22 protein-coding genes are annotated in these 19,908 nt (G+C 66.6%); 5 read left to right on the top strand and 17 right to left on the bottom strand.

The features are described 5' to 3' along the window. Window positions 1-79 precede the first annotated feature (79 nt). Both AGI3411_RS04345 and AGI3411_RS04340 read right to left on the bottom strand, forming a co-directional pair. Window positions 80-721 carry a TetR-type transcription factor C-terminal domain-containing protein gene (locus AGI3411_RS04345; RefSeq protein WP_129526184.1) on the bottom strand — a complete coding sequence of 214 codons (642 nt, stop codon included), beginning with the start codon at window positions 719-721 and terminating at the stop codon, window positions 80-82. A 42-nt stretch (window positions 722-763) separates the two neighbouring features. After that, complete coding sequence (locus AGI3411_RS04340; protein WP_129526183.1) at window positions 764-1,894, bottom strand: CaiB/BaiF CoA transferase family protein; 1,131 nt, start codon at window positions 1,892-1,894, stop codon at window positions 764-766. A gap of 247 nt (window positions 1,895-2,141) precedes the next feature. Here AGI3411_RS04340 and AGI3411_RS04335 point away from each other — a divergent pair, with 247 nt between their 5' ends. After that, window positions 2,142-2,321, top strand: a complete 180-nt coding sequence (locus AGI3411_RS04335) for a hypothetical protein (RefSeq protein WP_043543579.1) — start codon at window positions 2,142-2,144, stop codon at window positions 2,319-2,321. A 7-nt stretch (window positions 2,322-2,328) separates the two neighbouring features. On the opposite strand, the gene AGI3411_RS04330 is transcribed toward AGI3411_RS04335, so the two are convergent. The 5 genes from AGI3411_RS04330 to AGI3411_RS04310 form a co-directional block, all read right to left on the bottom strand. Continuing rightward, complete coding sequence (locus tag AGI3411_RS04330) at window positions 2,329-2,916, bottom strand: GrpB family protein (protein WP_129526182.1); 588 nt, start codon at window positions 2,914-2,916, stop codon at window positions 2,329-2,331. Between the two features lie 185 nt (window positions 2,917-3,101). Further along, window positions 3,102-4,067, bottom strand: a complete 966-nt coding sequence (locus tag AGI3411_RS04325) for a tripartite tricarboxylate transporter substrate binding protein (protein WP_129526181.1) — start codon at window positions 4,065-4,067, stop codon at window positions 3,102-3,104. Between the two features lie 45 nt (window positions 4,068-4,112). Then, window positions 4,113-4,625, bottom strand: a complete 513-nt coding sequence (locus AGI3411_RS04320) for a carboxymuconolactone decarboxylase family protein (protein ID WP_129526180.1) — start codon at window positions 4,623-4,625, stop codon at window positions 4,113-4,115. A gap of 23 nt (window positions 4,626-4,648) precedes the next feature. Next, window positions 4,649-5,470 carry an SDR family NAD(P)-dependent oxidoreductase gene (locus AGI3411_RS04315; protein ID WP_129526179.1) on the bottom strand — a complete coding sequence of 274 codons (822 nt, stop codon included), beginning with the start codon at window positions 5,468-5,470 and terminating at the stop codon, window positions 4,649-4,651. 14 nt (window positions 5,471-5,484) lie between these two features. Beyond that, window positions 5,485-6,279, bottom strand: coding sequence for an SDR family NAD(P)-dependent oxidoreductase (locus AGI3411_RS04310; RefSeq protein WP_129526178.1), 795 nt, complete (start codon window positions 6,277-6,279; stop codon window positions 5,485-5,487). A gap of 92 nt (window positions 6,280-6,371) precedes the next feature. Here AGI3411_RS04310 and AGI3411_RS04305 point away from each other — a divergent pair, with 92 nt between their 5' ends. Further along, window positions 6,372-7,274, top strand: a complete 903-nt coding sequence (locus AGI3411_RS04305) for a LysR family transcriptional regulator (RefSeq protein ID WP_129526177.1) — start codon at window positions 6,372-6,374, stop codon at window positions 7,272-7,274. 13 nt (window positions 7,275-7,287) lie between these two features. On the opposite strand, the gene AGI3411_RS04300 is transcribed toward AGI3411_RS04305, so the two are convergent. From AGI3411_RS04300 to AGI3411_RS04260, 9 genes are all read right to left on the bottom strand, one after another. Beyond that, the gene (locus AGI3411_RS04300) at window positions 7,288-7,629 is read right to left on the bottom strand and encodes a YciI family protein (protein WP_129526176.1); all 342 of its coding nucleotides are present in this window, start codon (window positions 7,627-7,629) and stop codon (window positions 7,288-7,290) included. Between the two features lie 77 nt (window positions 7,630-7,706). Beyond that, a complete protein-coding gene (locus AGI3411_RS04295; RefSeq protein ID WP_129526175.1) occupies window positions 7,707-8,033 on the bottom strand; it encodes an NIPSNAP family protein in 327 nt (108 codons plus the stop codon). Then, entirely contained in the window at window positions 8,030-8,437 is a 408-nt protein-coding gene (locus tag AGI3411_RS04290; protein WP_129526174.1) for a cupin domain-containing protein, read from the bottom strand. The genes AGI3411_RS04295 and AGI3411_RS04290 overlap by 4 nt, the downstream gene beginning before the upstream one ends. 14 nt (window positions 8,438-8,451) lie before the next feature. Next, complete coding sequence (locus tag AGI3411_RS04285; protein WP_129526173.1) at window positions 8,452-9,345, bottom strand: NAD(P)-dependent oxidoreductase; 894 nt, start codon at window positions 9,343-9,345, stop codon at window positions 8,452-8,454. Between the two features lie 33 nt (window positions 9,346-9,378). Further along, window positions 9,379-10,122, bottom strand: coding sequence for an SDR family NAD(P)-dependent oxidoreductase (locus tag AGI3411_RS04280; RefSeq protein ID WP_129526172.1), 744 nt, complete (start codon window positions 10,120-10,122; stop codon window positions 9,379-9,381). Window positions 10,123-10,146: 24 nt separating this feature from the next. Then, window positions 10,147-11,046, bottom strand: coding sequence for an NAD(P)-dependent oxidoreductase (locus AGI3411_RS04275; RefSeq protein ID WP_129526171.1), 900 nt, complete (start codon window positions 11,044-11,046; stop codon window positions 10,147-10,149). 36 nt (window positions 11,047-11,082) lie between these two features. After that, window positions 11,083-12,066, bottom strand: a complete 984-nt coding sequence (locus tag AGI3411_RS04270) for a Bug family tripartite tricarboxylate transporter substrate binding protein (protein WP_129526170.1) — start codon at window positions 12,064-12,066, stop codon at window positions 11,083-11,085. A gap of 59 nt (window positions 12,067-12,125) precedes the next feature. Further along, window positions 12,126-13,505 (bottom strand): MmgE/PrpD family protein, encoded by a 1,380-nt coding sequence (locus AGI3411_RS04265; RefSeq protein WP_165359063.1) that lies wholly within the window; start codon window positions 13,503-13,505, stop codon window positions 12,126-12,128. 33 nt (window positions 13,506-13,538) lie between these two features. After that, a complete protein-coding gene (locus AGI3411_RS04260) occupies window positions 13,539-14,537 on the bottom strand; it encodes a Bug family tripartite tricarboxylate transporter substrate binding protein (protein ID WP_165359062.1) in 999 nt (332 codons plus the stop codon). Window positions 14,538-14,678: 141 nt separating this feature from the next. Here AGI3411_RS04260 and AGI3411_RS04255 point away from each other — a divergent pair, with 141 nt between their 5' ends. Next, window positions 14,679-15,551 carry a LysR substrate-binding domain-containing protein gene (locus AGI3411_RS04255; RefSeq protein WP_129526167.1) on the top strand — a complete coding sequence of 291 codons (873 nt, stop codon included), beginning with the start codon at window positions 14,679-14,681 and terminating at the stop codon, window positions 15,549-15,551. A 100-nt stretch (window positions 15,552-15,651) separates the two neighbouring features. On the opposite strand, the gene AGI3411_RS04250 is transcribed toward AGI3411_RS04255, so the two are convergent. Continuing rightward, window positions 15,652-16,623: a Bug family tripartite tricarboxylate transporter substrate binding protein gene (locus AGI3411_RS04250; RefSeq protein ID WP_043543612.1), complete on the bottom strand. Its 972-nt coding sequence runs from the start codon at window positions 16,621-16,623 to the stop codon at window positions 15,652-15,654. A gap of 130 nt (window positions 16,624-16,753) precedes the next feature. Between AGI3411_RS04250 and AGI3411_RS04245 the strand changes: the two genes are divergently transcribed. Both AGI3411_RS04245 and AGI3411_RS04240 read left to right on the top strand, forming a co-directional pair. After that, the gene (locus tag AGI3411_RS04245) at window positions 16,754-17,698 is read left to right on the top strand and encodes a LysR family transcriptional regulator (RefSeq protein WP_043543613.1); all 945 of its coding nucleotides are present in this window, start codon (window positions 16,754-16,756) and stop codon (window positions 17,696-17,698) included. 124 nt (window positions 17,699-17,822) lie between these two features. After that, window positions 17,823-19,898, top strand: coding sequence for a hydantoinase/oxoprolinase family protein (locus AGI3411_RS04240; protein WP_165359061.1), 2,076 nt, complete (start codon window positions 17,823-17,825; stop codon window positions 19,896-19,898). The last annotated feature ends 10 nt before the right edge of the window (window positions 19,899-19,908 follow it).

Raw genomic sequence — 19,908 nt, 5'->3', positions numbered from 1 at the left:
TTATTTAAATAATACCGATTAGTATCAAAACTGATTAAAAAAAGCCGCACGGATCCGGTCGTCCGCGCGGCGGCGTTGTTTATTGCGGGTGCGGCAGCAACGCGCTGACCGCGAAACCGGCCAGTTCGTCGGCGACGCGTTCGCGGTCCTTCGCGGTTTCGTTCTTGCGCGGGTGATACCAGCGCGAGGTCCAGTTCAGGGCCCCCAGCAACGGCTTGACCAGCAGTTTGGGATCCATGGGGCGGAAATCGCCGGATTGCACGCCCGCTTCGATCACGCGCACATACAAGGCTTCGTTCGCCGCCCGCAACTTGAGGATCTCTTCCAGCTCGGCGCGTTCGGAAGCCGTGGTGCGGCCGGTCAGGTGCAGTTCCAGGCCTTGCGCGGCCACCCGCAGATACGCCAGGTGCTCCATCATCAGCAACGTGTGGTCGTGCGCCATCCTGCGCAACCGGATGGCGGGCCGCTCGCCGGCCAGTGCGTGGGGCTCGATCGCTTCGCGCGTCAGCTCCATGGCGCGCCGCTGCACGGCGAAGAACAGCGCCGACTTGTTGCGGTAGTAGTAATAGATGATGCCCTTGGTGGCGCCGTAGGCCTCGCTGATGTCGTCGAGCGAGGCTGCGGAAAAGCCCAGGTTCATGAACACGGATGCGGCGGCGTCGAGAATCGCGAGGCGCTTCTCGATTCCTTCGGTGCTGTCGATCAGGCTTGGCCGTCCCATGGTTTCCTTGCTGTGCCGAGAATCAAACGCGAAATTCTACCCTCAGGCCCCGCCGCCGAATTCCGCGCGGACCGCCTCGGTATGCGCGCCGATCGCCGGCACCTCGCCGAGATGCCGTGGTTCGCCGCGCACCTGGACGGGCGGCGCCACGATGGACGCCTCCCCGTGCGCGGTACGCACCTGCGCGCGGCGCAAGTGGGGATGCGCCGACAATTCCTTGACGCCATTGACGGAGGCGTACGCGATCTTCGCCTGCGTCAGCCGGCGCCGCAGTTCGCCCAGGTCCATGCCGCCCAGGACGGATTCGATCTCGGCCTTGAGCTCCGTGGCATTGCGCACGCGGTCCTGGTTGCTGCGATAGCGCGCGTCGTCGGCCCACTCGGGCTTGAGCAGGACGTCGTTGGTAAAACGGCGCCATTCGCCGTCGTTCTGCACGCCGATCAAAAGCTGCTGCCCGTCCCCGCAGGCGAACGCGCCGTACGGGGCAATGGTGGGATGCCCCAGGCCCACGCGCGGCCAGACCGTGCCGGCGTAGTCGTAGTGCAGCAGGGGCACGGTCATCCAGTCGGCCATCGCGTCGAACAGCGACACGTGCAGGGCGCTGCCCTGCCCGGTCCGCTCGCGCTGCAACAGCGCTTCCAGGATGGCGGCGTGCGCATACATGCCGGTACCGATATCGCAGGCGGAAATACCGACGCGCCCCGGCGCTTCCGGCGTGCCGGTTACCGAGGCGACGCCCGATTCGGCCTGCACCAGCAGATCGTAGGCGCGCATGCCCGCGTACGGACCCGTTTCTCCGTAGCCGGTGATGTCGCAGGTGATCAGGCGGGGGTTGGCGGCGCGCATTTCCTCCCAGCCGAAGCCCGCGCGCGCCGCCGCGCCCGGCCCCAGGTTCTGGATCAGCACGTCGGCCTGGAGGATCAGCTTGCGCAGCAGCGCCATGTCTTCCGGCTGCGCGAAATCAAGGACGATGGATTCCTTGCCGCGGTTGAGCCACACGAAATACGTGCTGTCGCCCATGACCGCGCCATCGTAGCCGCGCGCGAAATCGCCGGCCGCGCGTTCGATCTTGATCACGCGCGCGCCGGCATCGGCCAGCCGCGACGAGGCATAAGGCGCTGCGGCGGCCTGCTCCACAGCGATCACCAACAGACCTTCCAAGGGCAGCGCCATTCCTGTCTCCGATCCAGCGTTTTTTAATGCTACCGCGTAGTATTAGAATTCGCAAGACCGGCGCGCACTGGCATCAGACTGTCATATGCGCCGGCGATACTGGCGGCGCAATGCGCGCAGACCCCGGCGATTCCCCCGGGGAAAACCCGGATATCCATATGAAAGGTAAATCGTTGGCGCGCATTCGAGGCCAGCATACGATGCCAGCCATAGACACCGGGCCTGGCGCCCGCAGGAAGATTCCGACATGCAACGCTTGATATCCCCGATTCTGACCCGCCGGCCGGCGCTGCTCGCCGGCCCGCGCAGTTCCCGCCGCTACGACGCCGTCGTATCGCTGCAAGCCTATCGCGAAGCGCGCCTGCTGCGCGAATCGGCCCAGCGCATCCTCGCCGTATCCGCCCGCTACATGCTCCCCGGCGCCTGAGCGCGCATCACAGGAAGCCGGCGGCGCGGAACATGCGTTCGTAGATCTGGCGCAGCGTCGCTTCCTTGCGTTTGTTGTAAACCATTACCTGCATCACTCCCCCCGCCGCGGCCTGCTTGGCCTGCGCATACCGGTCGCGGTCCTCGTCGTGCCCGCGCAGCCAGTCGCGGAACATCCGGTGCCGGATATTCTCCGGGCAATCCGGGCCGAACACATGCAGGTTCACGCTTGGCTCGTCCCGCTGCAGCAGGCGGTGCTGGTGCCAGGAAGGCTCCCGCAGCGCCAGGACGTAGCCGATCGCCTCCAGCGCCGGAACGTAGGCGTCCTCCCGAACCGGATCGGCCACCGTCAGGTCGATATCGATCACGGGCTTGGCCGCCAGGCCCGGCACCGCGGTCGATCCCATATGCTCCACGTCCAGCGCGGCCGGGCCCAACGCCTGGCGTATCCGCGCCTCCAGCTCCCCGTAGCGGGCCGGCCATGCGGGATCGTAGGGAACGACTTTGACGGGCGCGGGCGCCGGCTTGGCGCGGACCCACGGGTCCTCGTCCGGGTCCGACTCGTAGTGCTTCATGATTGCTTCGGGCGTGGCCATGCGATGGATCCTCCTGGCCGGCAGCATACTTGCCCAAGCCATTCCGCGCTGGCGCGCGGTGGCCAGATTCGCCCAACGCATGCAGGCCCTGCCGCCCTCCGACACGGGCCAGATCATGCATTCAACCTCTAGATTGCCGCGGACGGCCCGGTGTGGGGCAGCAGCATGGGAAACGGCGCCGCCGCTCATTCACGGATCAGGCCGATCGCCTTGGAAAACAGCGCGCGCTGCTCCTGCAGGTAGGCGCCGTACTCCTGGGGGCTCAGCACGCTGATCTCCGCGCCTATCGTGCCCAGGGTCTTGTTCACCTCGTCGCCCTGGTCGGCAACCACTTTGCGCGCCGCCTGGTACAGGGCATCGACAACCTGGGGCGGCGTGTCCTTGGGCGCCATGAGGCCGTAGATGGTCGGGCTGCCGACGTCATAGCCCAGCTCGCGCAAGGTCGGCACATCCGGATAGGCGGCCAGCCGTTTGCTGCTGAAGATCGCCAACGGCCGCAGGCCGCCGGACTGGATATGCGCCTGGGCCGGCCCCACCGCAGACACCGCGATATCGGTATGCCCGCCCAGCAAGGCCGTGACCGCCGGGGCGCTGCCCTGGAAGGGAATATGGCGCAGCTGGATCTTGGCCTCGGACGCGAACGTCTCGCCCAGCAGATGGCTGATGCCCATGGCGCCCGACGTGCCGTAGGAAATGCCGTCGGGACGCGCCTTCGCGTCGGCCACCACGTCGGCCAGCGTCTTGTACTTGGACTTGCTCGACGCGACGATCATCATGCCGCCCAGCGAAATCGCGGCGACCGGCGCAAACGAATCCGTCGTGTACTTGATCTCCTTATTCGCCAGCGGCACCACCACCAGCGCACCGGGAGAGCTTCCCACGATGGTGTAGCCGTCCGGCGCGGCCGACGCCGTGTACGCCGCGCCGATGCCGCCTCCCGCGCCCGGCTTGTAGTTCATCACGATGGGCTGCCCCAGGTACTGCCCCATCTTCTCGGTGATGGGCCGCAGCATCTGGTCGGTATCGCCGGGCGCGAACGGAATGATCAACTGCACCGGTCTTGCCGGATAGCCGGCCTGTACCGGAGCGCTCAAGGCCAAGCCCAGCGCGAAGGACGCCAAAGCGCCGCTCAATCCTTTGAAGCTATGCATGCTTGTCTCCCTGTATCGTTGTTCACCGGCAGTCGAATGCGCCGTTCATTCGTGATCGATCTGGATCGCCTCCAGAAAGCGCGACACCATGTTGTAGGCGGCCACCGTGGCCGTAATCTCTACGATTTCCTTGTCGTCGAACGCCTCGCGCATCGGCGCGAACGTGGCGTCCCGGACCCGGATATCGCGCGTCATCTCGTCGCAATACGCCATCGCTGCGCGCTCGCCCGCAGCCAGCGGCGCGAAGTCGCCGGCCTTCAACCCCGCGACCTCGGCCTCGCTGCAACCGGCCCGCAAGGCAATGGGCAGATGCTGCTCGAATTCGTAGTCGGCCTGGTTGAGGACCGCGACGCGCAGGATGAGCATCTCCCGCAGCCTGGCCGGCAGGCCGCTCTGCTGGCGTATCGCCGTGAGATAGGCCAGCCAGCCCTGCGCCACCGGCGGGCTGTTGAGCAGCATCCGGTATAGATTCGGCAGGCTGGACCGTTCCCGTTCGATGCGTTCCACCAGCGGCCGCGTTTCCGGCTTGGCGATATCCGCATAATCAATTCGCGCCATCGTGATTTCCCTTTGATTGATCTTTAGTCGCAGCGGGCACTCATGCCGCCATCCACCACCAGCTCGGTTCCGGTGACGAACCGCGCCTCGTCCGAGGCAAGAAAGAGCACGGCATTCGCCGTATCCCGGCCGTCGCCGGAAAGCGGCAGCGGAATGCGGCGGCGGCGCCGTTCCAGCAAGGCCTCGATATCGCCTTCGGTCTGCTGGCCGGCCAGGAAGGCATCCACCAGCGGCGTATGCAGCTGTCCGGGCAAGACGGTGTTGATGCGCACGCCCTTCCTGGCGTATTCCACGCCGACCACGCGGCCAAACTGCATCACGCCGGCCTTGGCCGCCGCGTAGCCGACCTGCGGCGAGCCGGTCCATCGAATGGCCGACGTCGAAGACACGTTGACCACCGCGCCCGCGCCCTGCGCTTCCATGATGGGCAGGACGTGCTGGCAGGTCGTGAATACCGACGTCAGGTTCAGGTCGAGCTGCCTTTGCCAATCGGCTTGCGACAGGACGGCCGGGCCGCCGGGAATGGGGCCCCCGACGTTGTTGACCAGAATGTCGATCCGGCCGTGGCGCTGCACCACCGCATCGACCAGCCCGGCCACCTGGGCCGCGTCTCCGACGTCGCAGATATGGGTTTGAATGCGCGCCCCGCAGGCTCCCGCCAGGTCCAGGGTCTCCGGCAGGGACTCGGGCCGCTTGTCCACCGCCACCACCACCGCGCCCTCCTGGGCGAAGCGCACGGCGATCGCGCGCCCATTGCCCCAGCCCGGCCCGACACAGCCCGCCCCGAAAATCACGGCTACCTTGCCGGCCAGGCGCCCCGCGCCCGCTTGCCCATTTGCATTCATCGTCCGGTCTCCGTTCACCGCGTGGCCATGGTGATGCCGCCGTCCACCACGATCTGCTGGCCCGTGATGTAGCGGCTTTCATCGCTGGCCAGAAAGGCCACGGCATGGGCGACATCCCACGCATCTCCCATGCGCCCTGAAGGCACCTGGGCATGCCGGTGCGCCACAAAGCCCTCGTAATCGCCCTTGGCATACTTCTGCGCCAGACGCTCGACGAGCGGCGTGAACATCAAACCGGGAACCACCGAGTTCAGCCGCACGCCATCGCCCGCATAAATCACGGCGGTAGTGGTCGTCATCTGCATCAAGGCCGCCTTGGCCGCCGCGTAGCCCACCTGGGGTTTGCCCGCATAGCGCAACCCGGCGATGGACGAAATGTTGATAATCGAGCCTCCGCCGGCGCTCTTCATGAGAGGTATGACGTGCTTGCAGCACAGGAATGCGGACGTCAGATTCACCTGGATCTGATCGTTCCAGAGGTCCTCCGTCATGGAGACCGGATCGCCCGGTTCCGAACGGCCGACGTTATTGACCAGGATGTCGATGCGGCCATAGGTCTCGATGCAGGCCCGCACCAGTTCCTCCACCTGCGCGCCGTCCGTCACATCGCACTGCCGGACCGCGATCTTGCCGCCTTCGGCAGCCACCGCTTCGGCGGACTGGCGCGCCGCGTCGATATTCAGATCGCAACCGTAGATCGCCGCGCCCTGCCTGGCCAGCACCGCGGCGGCGGCCTTGCCGTTGCCCCACCCTTCGCCCAGCGTTCCGCATCCGGTCACGAGGGCCACCTTTCCATCAAGACGAAACATCCCAGCTCCAGAGAAAGTCCGTGATGCAAAGGCTAAAGCAGCCAGGCGCCGAGGTTAAGTTCCGATTTGAACGGTATTGATAGACAAAAAGAATGAATCTGACGACGAGACAACTGCGCATCTTCGTGCTGCTGGCCGATACGCTGAGTTTTCAAAGAACGGCCGAGATGCTGCACGTCACGCAGCCCACGCTGAGCAAACTGCTGAAAGAAACGGAAGAGACGCTGGGCGTCAAGCTCTTCGAGCGCACCACCCGCATGGTGCGTCTGTCGCGCGAAGGCCAGGACATCCTGGACATTGCGCGCAAGATCACCGCGCTGCATGAAAAAGGCATGCTGGAGCTGGAACAGCGGCTGCGCGACCGCAACAACCGCGTGGCCGTGGCGGCGCTGCCCACGCTCGCGGCCTCGCTCATTCCGCTATTGATCCAAAGCCTCGGGCGCAGGCAGCCGCGGGTCCAGGTAGACGTGTACGACCCCATCGCCAACGAAGCCCTGCAATTGCTGCGCGATCGGCGCGTGGACATCGCCGTCACCACCATGAACGATGAAGGCGCCTCCGACCTCGTCTATCAGGAACTGTTCACCGAACCCTTCGTACTGTTTCACAGCACCCAGATCAAGCCGGACATCACGCACTGGGCGCCCGCGGAACTGGCACGGCTGCCCCTGATCAGCATGCCGCCCGGCACCAGCGTGCGCGTATTGACGGAACGCGCCTTTCAGGCCGCATCCCAGCCCTTCCATCCTGTCTATTCCCTGCGCGACCTGAACACCATCGCCCGCTTCGTGCAGCACAACTGCGGCATCGCGCTGCTACCGGAGTCCTCGCTGGACAATGCAACGCAGCGCGGCGTGCGCAAGACCCGGCTGCAACGGGCGCTTTCGCGCTCGGTCGGCATGTATGTGCGCCGCGACGACCAGCCCTCCCGGCTGCTGCGCCTTACCCTGGACGAATTGCGCCGCCTGGGCCGGGACCGGCAGTCCTCGCCGTAGCGCCGCCCGCCGCCTACGCCGCGTCAAGCGGTTGTTCCAACGGCCACACCTCGACCACCCCGTGCGCAACCGCGCAGGGCGTTCGCGACACCATGGCCATGGCTTCCGCCAGATCCGCCGCCTCGATGATGGCAAAGCCCGCCACCGGCAAGGGCGACCTCATGAACGGCCCGTTCTCCGTTTCCACCCCGGCAGCATCGGGATTGCGCACCTGCACCGGCTTGCCCGCAATGCCCATCAAGACGCCATCTTTCCGCAATGCTGCGTCGTGCGCATGCGCCGCATCCCGGACGGCTGCCGCGGTACGGTCGTAACCTTCGCGGGTTCCATATCCGATCGTCACAAACTTCGGCATGAATCGTCTCCTTCGGATGGCTAAGGCCGGGGTGGCAGCGACCCTGCTCCCGGCCCCCTCGGATTCCGCCCGCCCCATCAACGCAGGGGCGAGTACTCCGTCGGGCTGAGGAAAAAGTTCTCGACGCGCTCCACGATGGGCCGTTCCGCCTCGCTCGCGGCGCGCTTGGCGATCCACTCGGGATCGGCCTGGAAGGCATTCCATTTGCGCTCGCGCTCCGCCAGGCTTTCCCATTGCAGCATATAGGTCAGGGCATGATTGCTGGGGCCCACGAGCGTCGTCCAGAACCCCAGGGGCACGATACCGTACTTCTTGAAAAAGCCCAGGGTCGCGGTGCTGAATCGCTCGTGCAGCGCCGGCAAGCGGCCGGGCAGGCAGTGGTAGATACGTGTTTCGATGATCATTGCGCCTCCGTTGCGCAGCGCTCCACGCGCGCGTAGTCGGTGTCGGGCAGCGCTTCCTGCCAATCGGCCTTGCCCAGCGAGATGGCCAGATGAGCCATAAAGGTGTCGGCGGCCGCGCCGTGCCAGTGCCTTTCGTGAGGCCGGATCCACACCACGTCGCCCTGGCGGATTGCCTGAGGCGCTTCGCCTTCGACACAGATCCAGCCGCGGCCCGAGGTCACGTGCAGGACCTGCCCGTGCTCGTGGGTGTGCCAGAACGTACGCGCCCCCGGAGAAAAAAAGACGTGGTTGATGCCGACGTTGTCCGCCGGGGGCATGACCGGATCGGCCCAGACCACGCCGGTGAATGTCGCGCTGCGCTGCTCGGAAGGCTTGCCCTGGTCCCTGCCATGAAAGACTTGCATGAAAGCTCCTTGGTTCAAACGGATTTCAGGCGGACGCCGCCCGATACGTCGCCGATGGCGTCCACCACGCGGTTGCTGATCTGGTCGCCGTAGCCCAGCACCGCGGCCAGGCCGAAGCAGGCCGCCGGCCCGGCCGCATTCAGCGAGGCCACGCCCAGCTCGCGCGCCATATCCACATACAGCACCACGTCCTTACTCATCAGCTTGCTGGTCAATCCGCCTTCGAGGTAGTTGCCATCGACGATGAAGGGAAAGCGGTTGAGCGTGGCGAAGTTCACCCCGCTGCTGCTGTTGATCACGTCGAGCAGGCGATGCAGATCCAGGCCGGCTTTTTTACCCGCCACCATCACCTCGGCGGTGGCCGCCAGGCTGACCGCGTTCAGGAAGTTGTTGAGCAGCTTGGTGGCATGCCCTGCGCCGCTGCCGCCCATGGTCACGACCTTGGCGCTGATGGGGTCGAACGCCCAGCCGATGGCCTCGATGGCGTCGGGCTCCCCGCCCACCATCAACGTCAGCGCGCCCTTCTCCGCCGCCGCCGCGCCGCCCGATATGCCGGCGTCGACATACCGTACGCCCTGCTTGGCGAAGCGCGCGCTCAGGCGCACCGTGGAACTGGCCGCCGCCGTGCTCAGGTCGATCACGATCTGGCCCTCGCGGCAGTGCTCCAGGATGCCGCCCGCGCCCTCCACCACAGACTCCACCACTTTGCTGTCGGGCAGCGACAGCATGACGACGTCGGCGTATTCCATGACGTCGCGGATTGTCGCGGCCGCCTCGGCGCCGGCCGCGGCCGCGCGCGCCGGATCGCTGTCGTACCCGCGCACCGCGATGCCCGCGCCGACCAGCCGCCGCGCCAGGCGGCCGCCCATATTGCCCAGGCCGATAAAACCGACACGTTTCCTGTCCATCTGCGTTCTCCTTTGCCCCCGGCCGTCCGGACGCTAGTAACCCAGGACGGTCATCGCCCCGTCCACCTTGAGCGTGATGCCGGCCACGGTTGCGCTCGATTCCGACGCCAGGAACACGGCAGCCTCGGCCACGTCGGCGCGCGTGGCCAGTCGGTTCAAGGGCGTGCGGCGGCGGCGCGCGGCCCAACCTTCCTCGGAAATCACCGAACTCGCGCCCGGCGTGACGACGGGCCCCGGCGCCAGCGCATTGACGCGGATGCCGTGGCCGCCGAGCTCCACGGCCTGTTGGCGAGTCAGGGCGTCCAGCGCGCCCTTGATGGCGCTGTACACCCCTGCGCGGGAAATCGACACCGACACCGCCACCGACGACAGGTTGATGATCGCGCCGCCGCCGCGCGCGATCAGATGCGGAGTGGCGGCCTGCAGCGACCACAGCGCCCCTTTCAGGCCTACGTCCAACATCCTGCCGACCTCGTCTTCCGGCATGTCGACCAAGGGCGCATAGAAGAAATACGCCGCGTTGTTGACCAGGATATCCAGGCCGCCCGACTCTCCCGCATAGGCGTCGACCACGCGCAAGACCTGCTTGCGGTCGCAGATGTCGCAGGGCAGCGGCACCGCGCCCGGCACATCGCGCGCGGCCTCGGCCAGCAATGCCTCATCGATATCCAGCAGCCCTACCCGGGCGCCTTCGCGCGCATAAGCCCGTGCGATCCCGCGGCCGATGCCTCCCGCGCCGCCGGTAATGATCGCCACCTTGCCGTCCAGCACTCCCATGACGCCTCCTTTTCGCGATGCCTGTTATTGCCTGGCGCGGACCTTCACGCCCGCCCAGTCCTCGACCACGCGCGCCACGTCGGCGTAGTCGGCGTCCCGGCCGCAGATGGCGGTGGTCATCACCAGCATCTCGCGCACCGATGACCCCACCACCATGGGCACGCCATAGCGCTCGGCCTCTTCCAGGCACAGGCGCACGTCCTTGTGCGCCAGGCGTGCCGCGAAGCCCACGTTGAACGTGCCGGTCAGCACGGCCTTGGGGAACTTCTCCATGGTGGCCGAGTTGCGGCCGGACCCGGCATTGATGACGTCGATCATGACGCTGGGATCCAGGCCGGCCTTCACCCCCAGCGCCATGGCTTCCGAAGTGATCGCCACGGCGGTGGCCGACAACAGGTTGTTGGCCAGCTTCATCACCTGGGCCTGCCCGGCTTCGGCGCCCAGATAGAAGGGCTTGCCGAAAGTGGACAGCACCTGCGCCAACGCCTCGTAGCGCGCCGGCGGGCAGGCGACCATGACCGCCAGGGTGCCGCGCTCGGCGCCCGTCGGCCCGCCGCTGATGGGCGCATCCACGTACTCGATGCCTTGCGCGGCCAGCGTGTCGAAGGCGCGCCGCGCCGCCGCCGGGCCGATGGTCGACAAATCGACCACGCACTTGGCCCTTCCTGCCCGCGCCAGCCCCTGTTCGCCGCCCAGCACCTGTTCCACCACCTTGCCGTCGGGCAGGCTCAGGAAGACCACGTCGGCCGCGTCGCCCACGGCCCGCGCGCTGTCGTGGGCCACAGCGCCGCGGGCCGCCAGTTGCTGGCGCACGGCGGGATTGCTATCGGCCACATGCAGCGGGTAGCCGGCGTCGAGCAGACGCCCCGCCATGGGGCCGCCCATATTGCCCAATCCGATGAATCCGTAAATCGTCTCGCTCATCTTTCCATCCTCGAAGTATGCCGCTGGCGGCTGGGGTTAGCGGGCCTGCAGGCCGATCTGCCTGGCCAGCTCGGCGAACTGTTTCTGATCCCGCTGCAGCACGCGGGCAAAGGTCTCGGGGCTGCGCTCCTCGGCCGAGGGAATCTGCGCGGCCAGGCTGTCGATGCGGGCGCGGAAGTCAGGCGACTGGACCGCCTCGGTCAAGGCCTGGGCCAGCTTATCGACCACGGCCTTGGGCGTGCCCTTGGGCGCCACCAGACCATTCCAGATCTGCAGATCGAACTGGGGCACACCGCCTTCGGCGAAGGTCGGCACGTCGGGCATCTGCGGCAAGCGCTCTTTCGATGCCACGGCGATGGCCTTGATCTGCTTGCCACGGTGCAAGGGCAACATGGTGACCGTCTGGTCCAGCACCGACTGTATGGTGCCGCCCATCAGGTCGGTAATGGCCGGCCCCGAGCCGCGGTACTGCACCAGTTCGGCGTGCACGCCCGCCATCTGCAGGAACATCGCCTCGGCCAGATGGGCGGTGGTGCCGGGTCCGCCAGAGCCGAAGTTCAACTTGAGCTCGCCGCTGCGCATGCCGGCCAGCATGGAGGGCAGATCCTGGATGCCGCTCTGATTGCTTACGCTGAGCACCATAGGCACGTTGGCAACGGTGCCTACCGCCGTCGTGTCCTTGACGATGTCCAGGCCGGCCTTGGGATACAGCAGCGGGATCAGCACCATGGACTGATTGCTGAACATCAGGGTGTAGCCGTCCGGCGCCGACCGGCTCAGCCGCTGGAATGCCAGCAGCCCGCCCGCGCCGGTGACGTTCTCCACCACGAACGTCGTCTTGGTGGCCTTGCCCAGTTCGCTGGCGATCAGGCGGGCCAGGGCGTCCAGGCTGCCGCCGGGCGCGACCCCCACCATGATGGTGACGGACTTCGACGGGAAGCTCTCCTGGGCGACGGCCGCCTGGCCCGCCCCCAGGCAAAGGGCGATACCGGCAAGCGCGGATACGATGCGTCGTTTCATGTTGTCTCCTCTCGATGGGGCGGCCTTTGCGGCCTTGTGCCTTGGTGGAAAAAAACGGTTCAGCGCCGGCTCAGCCATCCCGCCAGCGTGCGGACGGAATCCGCCCTGTCCAACTGCGCGATGCTCTCCAGGCAGGCCTCGGCCCTTCCTGTCGCCAGGCCGGCCAGCGGAAACAGCTGCAGGAACTTGGCCTCGACGTCGCGCCAGTCGATCCCGCGGGCGCCAGAGCCGCGCGGCGCCCGGCAAGTGGCGCGATGCACCGCGCCGTCCTGCATGTGTATCGTGACCGTGCCGCCGTGCCGGTGCGGGAAGCGGTCAGGCAGAGGCGGCGGATCGGGATCGAATTCGACCTTGTCCTGCAGCGCGGCGATCACCGGATCGGCCATCCTGGCCACCTCCATATGCGCCCAGCCGAAGCCGCCGTCGGCAATCGACGCCGCCACGAAATAAGGCAGGCTGTGCGCCGCGTCGACCAGATTGCGCGGATGGGGTTCGCCCTTGAAATTGGTCCACTGCACCGCCGCCGACACAACGATGCGCGCGATGCCGCCCGGCTGGACGGCGCCGGCGCGCGCGGCGTCGGCCGCCGCCTCGGCCGTTGCATGGAAGGGATGCGCGCCCGGCATGAGTTTGATGGCCATGTCGGTCACGATGTCCCAGGAAGCGCCCCAGTCGCGAACGATGTCCTCGCGCGATTGCCCGCCCAAGGCATCGAGCAGGCCTCGCGGCTGCTCCAGCACGCCCAGTTCGCCCTCGAACCCCCGCTGCGCCGCGAGCGCCGCGCGTATGCCGGCGCTTGCCGCCTGGCCGGCGTGGTACTCCCGCGCGCAACTGGTGTCGGCCGCAATGGCCATGCCGCTAGCCGAGGTTGCCGAGAGCGCGATGGCGTGGGCCAGGCGCGGCGCATCCAGGCGCAAGAGCCGGCCCGCCGCCACGCAGGCCCCGAACACCGTGGACCACGACCCATGAAACCCCCGCTGCATGCGGCCCGGCGTCAGGGACTCGTCGATGCGCCCGGCGACCTCATAGCCCAGCACCATGGCGGCCAGCACGTCCCTGCCGCTCGCGCCCTCGTGCTCGCCCACGGCCAGCGCCACGCTGGAAACAATGGTGCCGATGTGCGCAATGCTGCGCATATCGCTGTCATCCGACGCCGCCGCATCGCTGGCCACCGCATTGACGCACGCGGCGCGGGCCAGCGGCAGGCGGCCGGCGTCGAACCACAGGCCCGCCGCCGGCGTGCCGCCATCGGCCAGTTCAACCTCGCGGATAATGCGAGCCGATTCGATGCCGTAGCCCATGGCGGCGCTAGCCAAGGTGCTGGCCAGGCTCATCTTGGCGTGCTCGATGGCGGGCGCCGGCAGCGCGTCGGCGGGTGTGGACAGGACGAAGTCGGCCAGTTGGCGCGCCAAGGGGCGGGCCACGGAGGGGAATTGCACAATAGCTTCCTTGATGAATGCGTTATGCCGGCATCACTGCGCGGCGGTTCCCAGTTCCTTAAGGACGGGAACCCATTTGGCGAGGTCTTGGCGCACCAGGGCCTCGAAATCCGCAGGCTTGGGCAGGGGCATGTCGGGCAAGGTGAAGCCCTGGCCGATCAGCTTTTCGCGCAACGCGGCCTGGCCCATGACCTTGTCCAGGGCCGCATACAGGCGTGTGGAAACGTCGGCCGGCAATCCCGCCGGACCGACCAGGCCCCACCAGAGCGTGACCGAGTAGTCCTTCAAGCCGCTCTCCTGCAGCGTGGGAACTTCCGGCAGCAACGTGGAGCGCTTGGGCCCGGTAACGGCCAGCGCCTTGAGCTTGCCCGCCTTCACCAGCCCGATGGCCACCGGCAGGTTGTACAAGCCCATGTCCACGTCGCCGCTGATGATGGCGCTCAGCCCCTGGGGCGCGCCGGTATAGGGCACGTGCATGAGCGGCTTGTCCAGGTACTGCGACACCGTGGCGCCGGCGATGTGATGGCTGGTTCCCACCCCGCTGGAGGAATACCGGAACGTCTCCGGCGGCTTGGCCTTGATATCGGCCAACAAGGCGGGGGCATCTTGGTAGGGAGACTTCTCGGCCACGACCAGCAGGTTCTGCACATCGGCAATCTCGCCGATGAAGCTGAAATCCTTGATCGAGTCATAGCCGGGCGCCCGATAGAGCACCTGGTTGTTGACGAATGTTCCTTGCGCGGCAATACCCAAGGTATAGCCATCCGGCTTGGCGCGGGCGATATCCATCGTGCCGATGGTGCCGCCGGCGCCGGCCTTGTTGTCCACCACCAGCGGCTGGCCCAGCTCATCGGCCAGGGCCGACGCCACGACGCGCGACAGCGTATCGGCCGCGCTGCCCGCCGCGAAAGGCACGATCAGCCGGATGGAACGCTCGGGATAGGCCGCCTCGGCGCTCCCGCCCCAGAACGCCGCACAAAAAAAGGGCAGCAACGCGCAGACGCCTGCCTTGCGCCGGTAAAACCCGCTCATTTCGTCTCCTCCTGGCCGCGACACGACAGGACACCGCATCCCAACACTTGATTTAGTTTTGTCGTGCAAGGCAGACTGTAGGCGCGTTCTCCTTAGGCGTCTGTCGAAACTTATTCTCCAAATATTGAATTAATTTCAACTATGCACAAACTCAGAAACCGCCTTGGGCCGCTCCGGGTGCTGGATGCCGTGTATCGGAGCGGCGGCGTCGGCCGGGCCGCCGAACTTCTGCACGTCACCCCCGGCGCCGTCAGCCACCAAGTGCGGCGGCTGGAAAGCGAACTGGGCGTGCAGCTGGTGCAGAAAGACGGCCGCGACATTGCCTTCACCGCAGCCGGCACCGAGCTCGCGCTGCAGGCGGCGGAACTCTTCGATCAGTTGGAGGGCGTGCTCGCGAAGGCGGCCGAAGCGGGCGCCAATCGACGCATCCGCGTCAAGGTCATTCCCAGCTTCGCCATCAAGTGGCTCATGCCCCGGCTGGGTTCGCTATACGTGCGGCATGGCGACATCGACATCGAAATCGCCACGGTTTCGCGCGCCGACGACACCGACCTGCACAACGCCGATTTCGTCGTGCGTTGCGGCGGCGGCGATTGGCCGGGCCTGCGGGCCGACCTGCTGTTTCCCGATGAACTCGTGCTGGCCTGCTCGCCCGCGCTGGCCGGGCGCCTGCGCGGCCCCGAAGACGTGCTGGGCGAAACCCTGCTCAAATCCATGATCGCCCCCGACTGCTGGGACCGCTGGCTACAGTCCGCGGGGCTGGCCGCCAGCAGCGACACTCGGTTCATTCCGCTGGCCAACGCCGTCCTGTGCCTGCAGGCCGCGGCCGAAGGACTGGGTATCGCGGTCACCCAGCGCGCCTACATCGCCCAGGACTTCGCCACCGGCCAACTGGTCCAGCCCATGCCCCATACCGCGCACAGCAGCAATGGCTATTACCTGGTCAGCAACCCGGCGAGAGCCATTGGGGCCCCATTCAGCATTTTTTCCGATTGGCTGATCAGCGTGAAATGAGGGCGCGGGGAGCGAAGCATGGCGCAACGCATACGAGGTCGCTAGATTGCGAACCAGGCCTACAGCTTCGCCGTCTACGCAAGCAATCGCGGCAACGCCGTCACATCGGCTTCAGGTCGACCTCTTTGGCGATCTTGCCGAAGGTTTCCAGGTCGCTCTTCACCCGCGCCGTGGTTTCAGCCGGGGTGGACACGCGCGGGATCATCGCCAGGTCCAGCAGGCGCTGCTTCATTTCCGGCTTGGCGAACTCGCGCGCCAGGGCCTGCTGGATCTTGTCGACGATCTCGTCCGGCGTGCCCTTGGGCGCGGCCAGGCCGAACCAGGCGACCGCGGAGAACCCTGGCAGACCAGCTTCCGGCGCGGTAGGCACGTCCGGCAAGGCCGCCACGCGCTCCGGGTTGGTAACGAACAAAGGCCGCACCTTGCCGGCCTTGATGAAGGGCGTCTGCACGCCGGTGTTGTCCAGCACGGCGTCGATGTGGCCGCCCAGCAGGTCGTTCATGGCCGGGCTGCTGCCCTTGTAGGGCACGATGTTGACCTGCATGCCGGCGGCGCGCGCGAACATAAGCTGAGTCAGGTGCTGCTGGGTGCCCAGGCCGGCATTGCCGAAGGTGATCTTGTTGGGGTTCTTGCGGCCGTACTCGATGAATTCCTGCAGGTTCTTTGCGGGAAACTCGTTATTCGTGACCACCACGAAAGGCAGGTCCACCAGCACCGTGATCTGCTTGAAGTCTTCCAGCGGCTTGTAGCGCAGCTTGTAGACGTAGGGATTGACGGCCATGGTGCCGCTGGCGGTGAGCGCCAGCGTGTAGCCATCGGGCTCGGCGCGCGAAACGAACTCGGTGCCCAGCACGCCGCCGGCGCCCGGCTTGGCCTCGACGATGGCCGGTTTGCCCAGTTCGGTCTGCAGAGCCTGCGCCGCGAAGCGCGCCAGCATATCGGCGGATCCGCCCGTGGCGTACGGCAGGACGATCGTGATCGGCTTGCTGGGATAGGAATCCGCGGCCATCGCGGGCGCGGCGATCCCGGCCGCCAGACAGGCAGCGGCCAGAGTTTTCAGATGCTTGACCATCAATGATTTCCCCTCGTGGTGTAACGACTGCGCTTGCACTCGGGGAAGATTAAGCGGTCCCACGTTATATGGCTAATCAACAATTAAAATAGATCTCTATCACCAAAGTTGATAATCACCTGGAACTGCGATGCTGACCTCGATGGACCTGAACCTGCTGCGCATCTTCGACGCGGTCATGACCGAACGCAACGTCACACGCGCGGCCTCCGCGCTGCATATGACGCAGCCTGCGGTCAGCAATGCCATCAACCGCCTCCGCCTGACCTTGAAGGATCCCCTGTTCGTGAAAATCCAGGGCGGGGTGCTGCCCACCCAGCGCGCCGAGCTGCTGTGGCCGCCGATCCGAGACGCGCTGGCCCGCATTGCCGACACGCTGGAGCGCAACGATTTCGATCCGGCGCGCTCCGAAGCCGTGTTCCGCATGGCCATGTCCGACTATGTGGCGGATCAGGTCATCCGGCCGCTGTTCGTGGAGCAGCAGACCGTGGCGCCCAACGTGCGCATTCACCTCCATCCCTACTCGCTCGACAATGCCGGCGTGCTGCTGGAAAAAGGCGAAGTCGACATGGCGGCCGGCGTGTATTCGAATTTCGGCTCGTCCCTGCGCACCTTGCCGCTGGAAACGTTGACCTACGTCTGCGCCATGCGCAAGGGGCACCCGCTGCTGGCGCAGCCGCGCTTCACGCTGGACAGTTTCCTGCGCGCGCGCCACCTGATGGTCAGCCTGCTGGGCACGCCCACCCTAATCGACCACGAACTCGCGCCCCACGGCTACAAGCGCAATGTGGTGCTCACCATCAACCAGTTCGCGCTGGCCCCGCGCCTATTGGCCGAGACCGACCTGATCTGCGTGGTGCCCCTAAACACCGTGCGCAACAGCCCCTACAGCCATCTGCTGGAAGCGGTCGAAGCGCCCTTTCCGTTCGCGCCGCGCACCGTCAACCTGATCTGGCACGAGCGCTCGGACAATATCCCCGCGCATCGCTGGCTGCGCGAAGAGATCCTCAAGGTCTGCCAGGCGCAAGGGATGGTGTTCGACCAGGCCCAGCCTGCGGAGTCGCATTCGTACTGATAAATCATTCACAGTAGTGATAATCATTGATACCAATCTTTGATTGGACCGAATGATGGTGCATCAATAGCATTCTGGTCATCCCACTCCCGGCGCCTTGGGCGCCAGCATCCTGGAGACCAGCGTGACCCAGACCGCATCCGCCCCGGGCGCCCGCCGTTTTCGCGTCGGCTTCGACGTAGGCGGCACGTTCACCGATTTCACCCTGCTTGCCGAGCACACCGGCGAGCTGCATTATTTCAAGGTGCCTTCGACACCGCATGATCCGTCCGAGGCCATTCAGACAGGCCTGGCCCACCTGATCCGCGAATACGAGATCGCCGGCTCCGAACTGGCGCACGTGGGCCACGGCACCACGGTGGCCACCAACATGGTGATCGAGCGTCGAGGCTCGCGCTGCGCACTGGTCACCACGCGCGGCTTTCGTGACGTGCTGGAGATCGGCCGGCAGACGCGCCCCCACCTGTACGATTACAACGTCACCAAGCCGCAGCCGCTAGCGCCGCGCGAGTGGCGTTTCGAAGTGACCGAGCGCATCGGCGCCGACGGCTCCGTGCTACAGGCGCTGGACGAGGACGAGGTGGTGGCGGTGGCGCGCGAACTGGCCGCGGCCCGCGTCGAATCGGTCGCCATCTGCTTCATGCACAGCTACCGCAACAATGCGCATGAACGCCGCACCCGCGACATCCTGGCCGAACATCTGCCGGGCGTCTACCTGAGCGTGTCCAGCGAGATCCTGCCGGAGTTCCGCGAATACGAACGCATGTCCACCACCGCGCTCAATGCCTATGTGGGCCCGCGCATGGCCGGCTACATGCGCAATCTGGTGAGCTCCGTGCGCGGCATGGGCGTGGCCACCGAGCCGACCACGGTGCATTCCAACGGAGGCCTGATGTCGGTGGAATCGGTGCTCACGGCCCCTGTACGCACCTGCGTGTCGGGCCCGGCCGCCGGCGTGATCGGCGCAACCGAGCTGGGCCGCGTGGCCAGCCTGCCCAACCTGATCACCTTCGACGTGGGCGGCACCAGCACCGACGTGTCGCTGGTGGCCGAGCTGCGGCCGCTGTTCACTTCCAGCCGCCTGGTGGCCGACTATCCGGTCAAGACCCAGATGGTGGACGTGCACGTCATCGGCGCAGGCGGCGGCAGCATCGCGCGCATCGACGACGCGGGCGCGCTCAAGGTCGGCCCGCAGAGCGCGGGCGCGGTGCCTGGCCCCATCGCCTACAACCGCGGCGGCCAGGTCGTGACCATCACCGACGCCCATGTCGTGCTCGGCCGCCTGAATCCGGTCGCATTGCTAGAAGGCCGCATGGCCGTGCATGCGCGCCAGGCGCGCGAGGCGCTGGAAGCGCAGATCGCCCGCCCGCTAGGACTGAGCGTCGAGGAAGCCGCCTACGGCATCCTGCGCATCGCCAACTCCAACATGGCACGCGCGGTGCGCGCGGTCTCCACCGAACGAGGTCATGACATCCGCAAGTTCGCGCTGTGCGCCTTCGGCGGCGCGGGCGGCCTGCATGCCGCCGAACTGGCGCGGGACTGCGGCATAAGCACCCTGCTGATTCCGCAGGAGCCCGGCACCATGTGCGCGCGCGGCATCCTGCTGTCCGACATTTCCATGGACTTCGTGCAGACGCTGATGGCCCACGCCACCGCCAGCGGCTGGACGGCGGTGCAGGAAGCGCTGGAAACCCTGGCCGGCAAGGCGCGGGCCTGGCTGTCCAGCGAGGGCGTGAGCGCCTCGGAACAGCGCCTGTCCGCCGTGATCGACGCGCGCTATCAGGGCCAGAACTTCGAGATCGCCGTACCGCTGGACGGCATGAGGTTGATGCCGCTGGACGAGTTCGTCGCGGCATTCAGCGCGGCGCACGTGCGCGAATACGGCTATGACGCCGCCGGCCGTCCGGTGGAGATCGTCAATTGCCGGGTGCGCGCCACCGGCCTGGTGCCGCGCGCGCCCCTGGCCCGCGTGCAGGGCGGCGACAGCGTGACCGGCGCCCTGAAGGAACGCCGCAACGTGTACTTCGAGGGCTCGGGCTGGGTGGACACGCCCATCCTGCGCCGCGCCTTGCTGCCGGTGGACACGCCGGTGAACGGGCCGGCCGTGGTCGAGGAAATGAGCTCGACCACCGTCGTGCTGCCGGGCCAGCAGGCGCGCGCCGACGAATACGGCAACCTCGTCGTCAACCTCAATATCTAAGGCGAACGCC

It is taken from the genome of Achromobacter agilis (assembly GCF_900496965.1).
Classification (GTDB): Bacteria; Pseudomonadota; Gammaproteobacteria; order Burkholderiales; family Burkholderiaceae_B; genus Achromobacter; species Achromobacter agilis.
The sequence above is the reverse complement of the archived record's forward strand: the minus strand, read 5'-3'. Positions and strand labels throughout refer to the sequence as shown.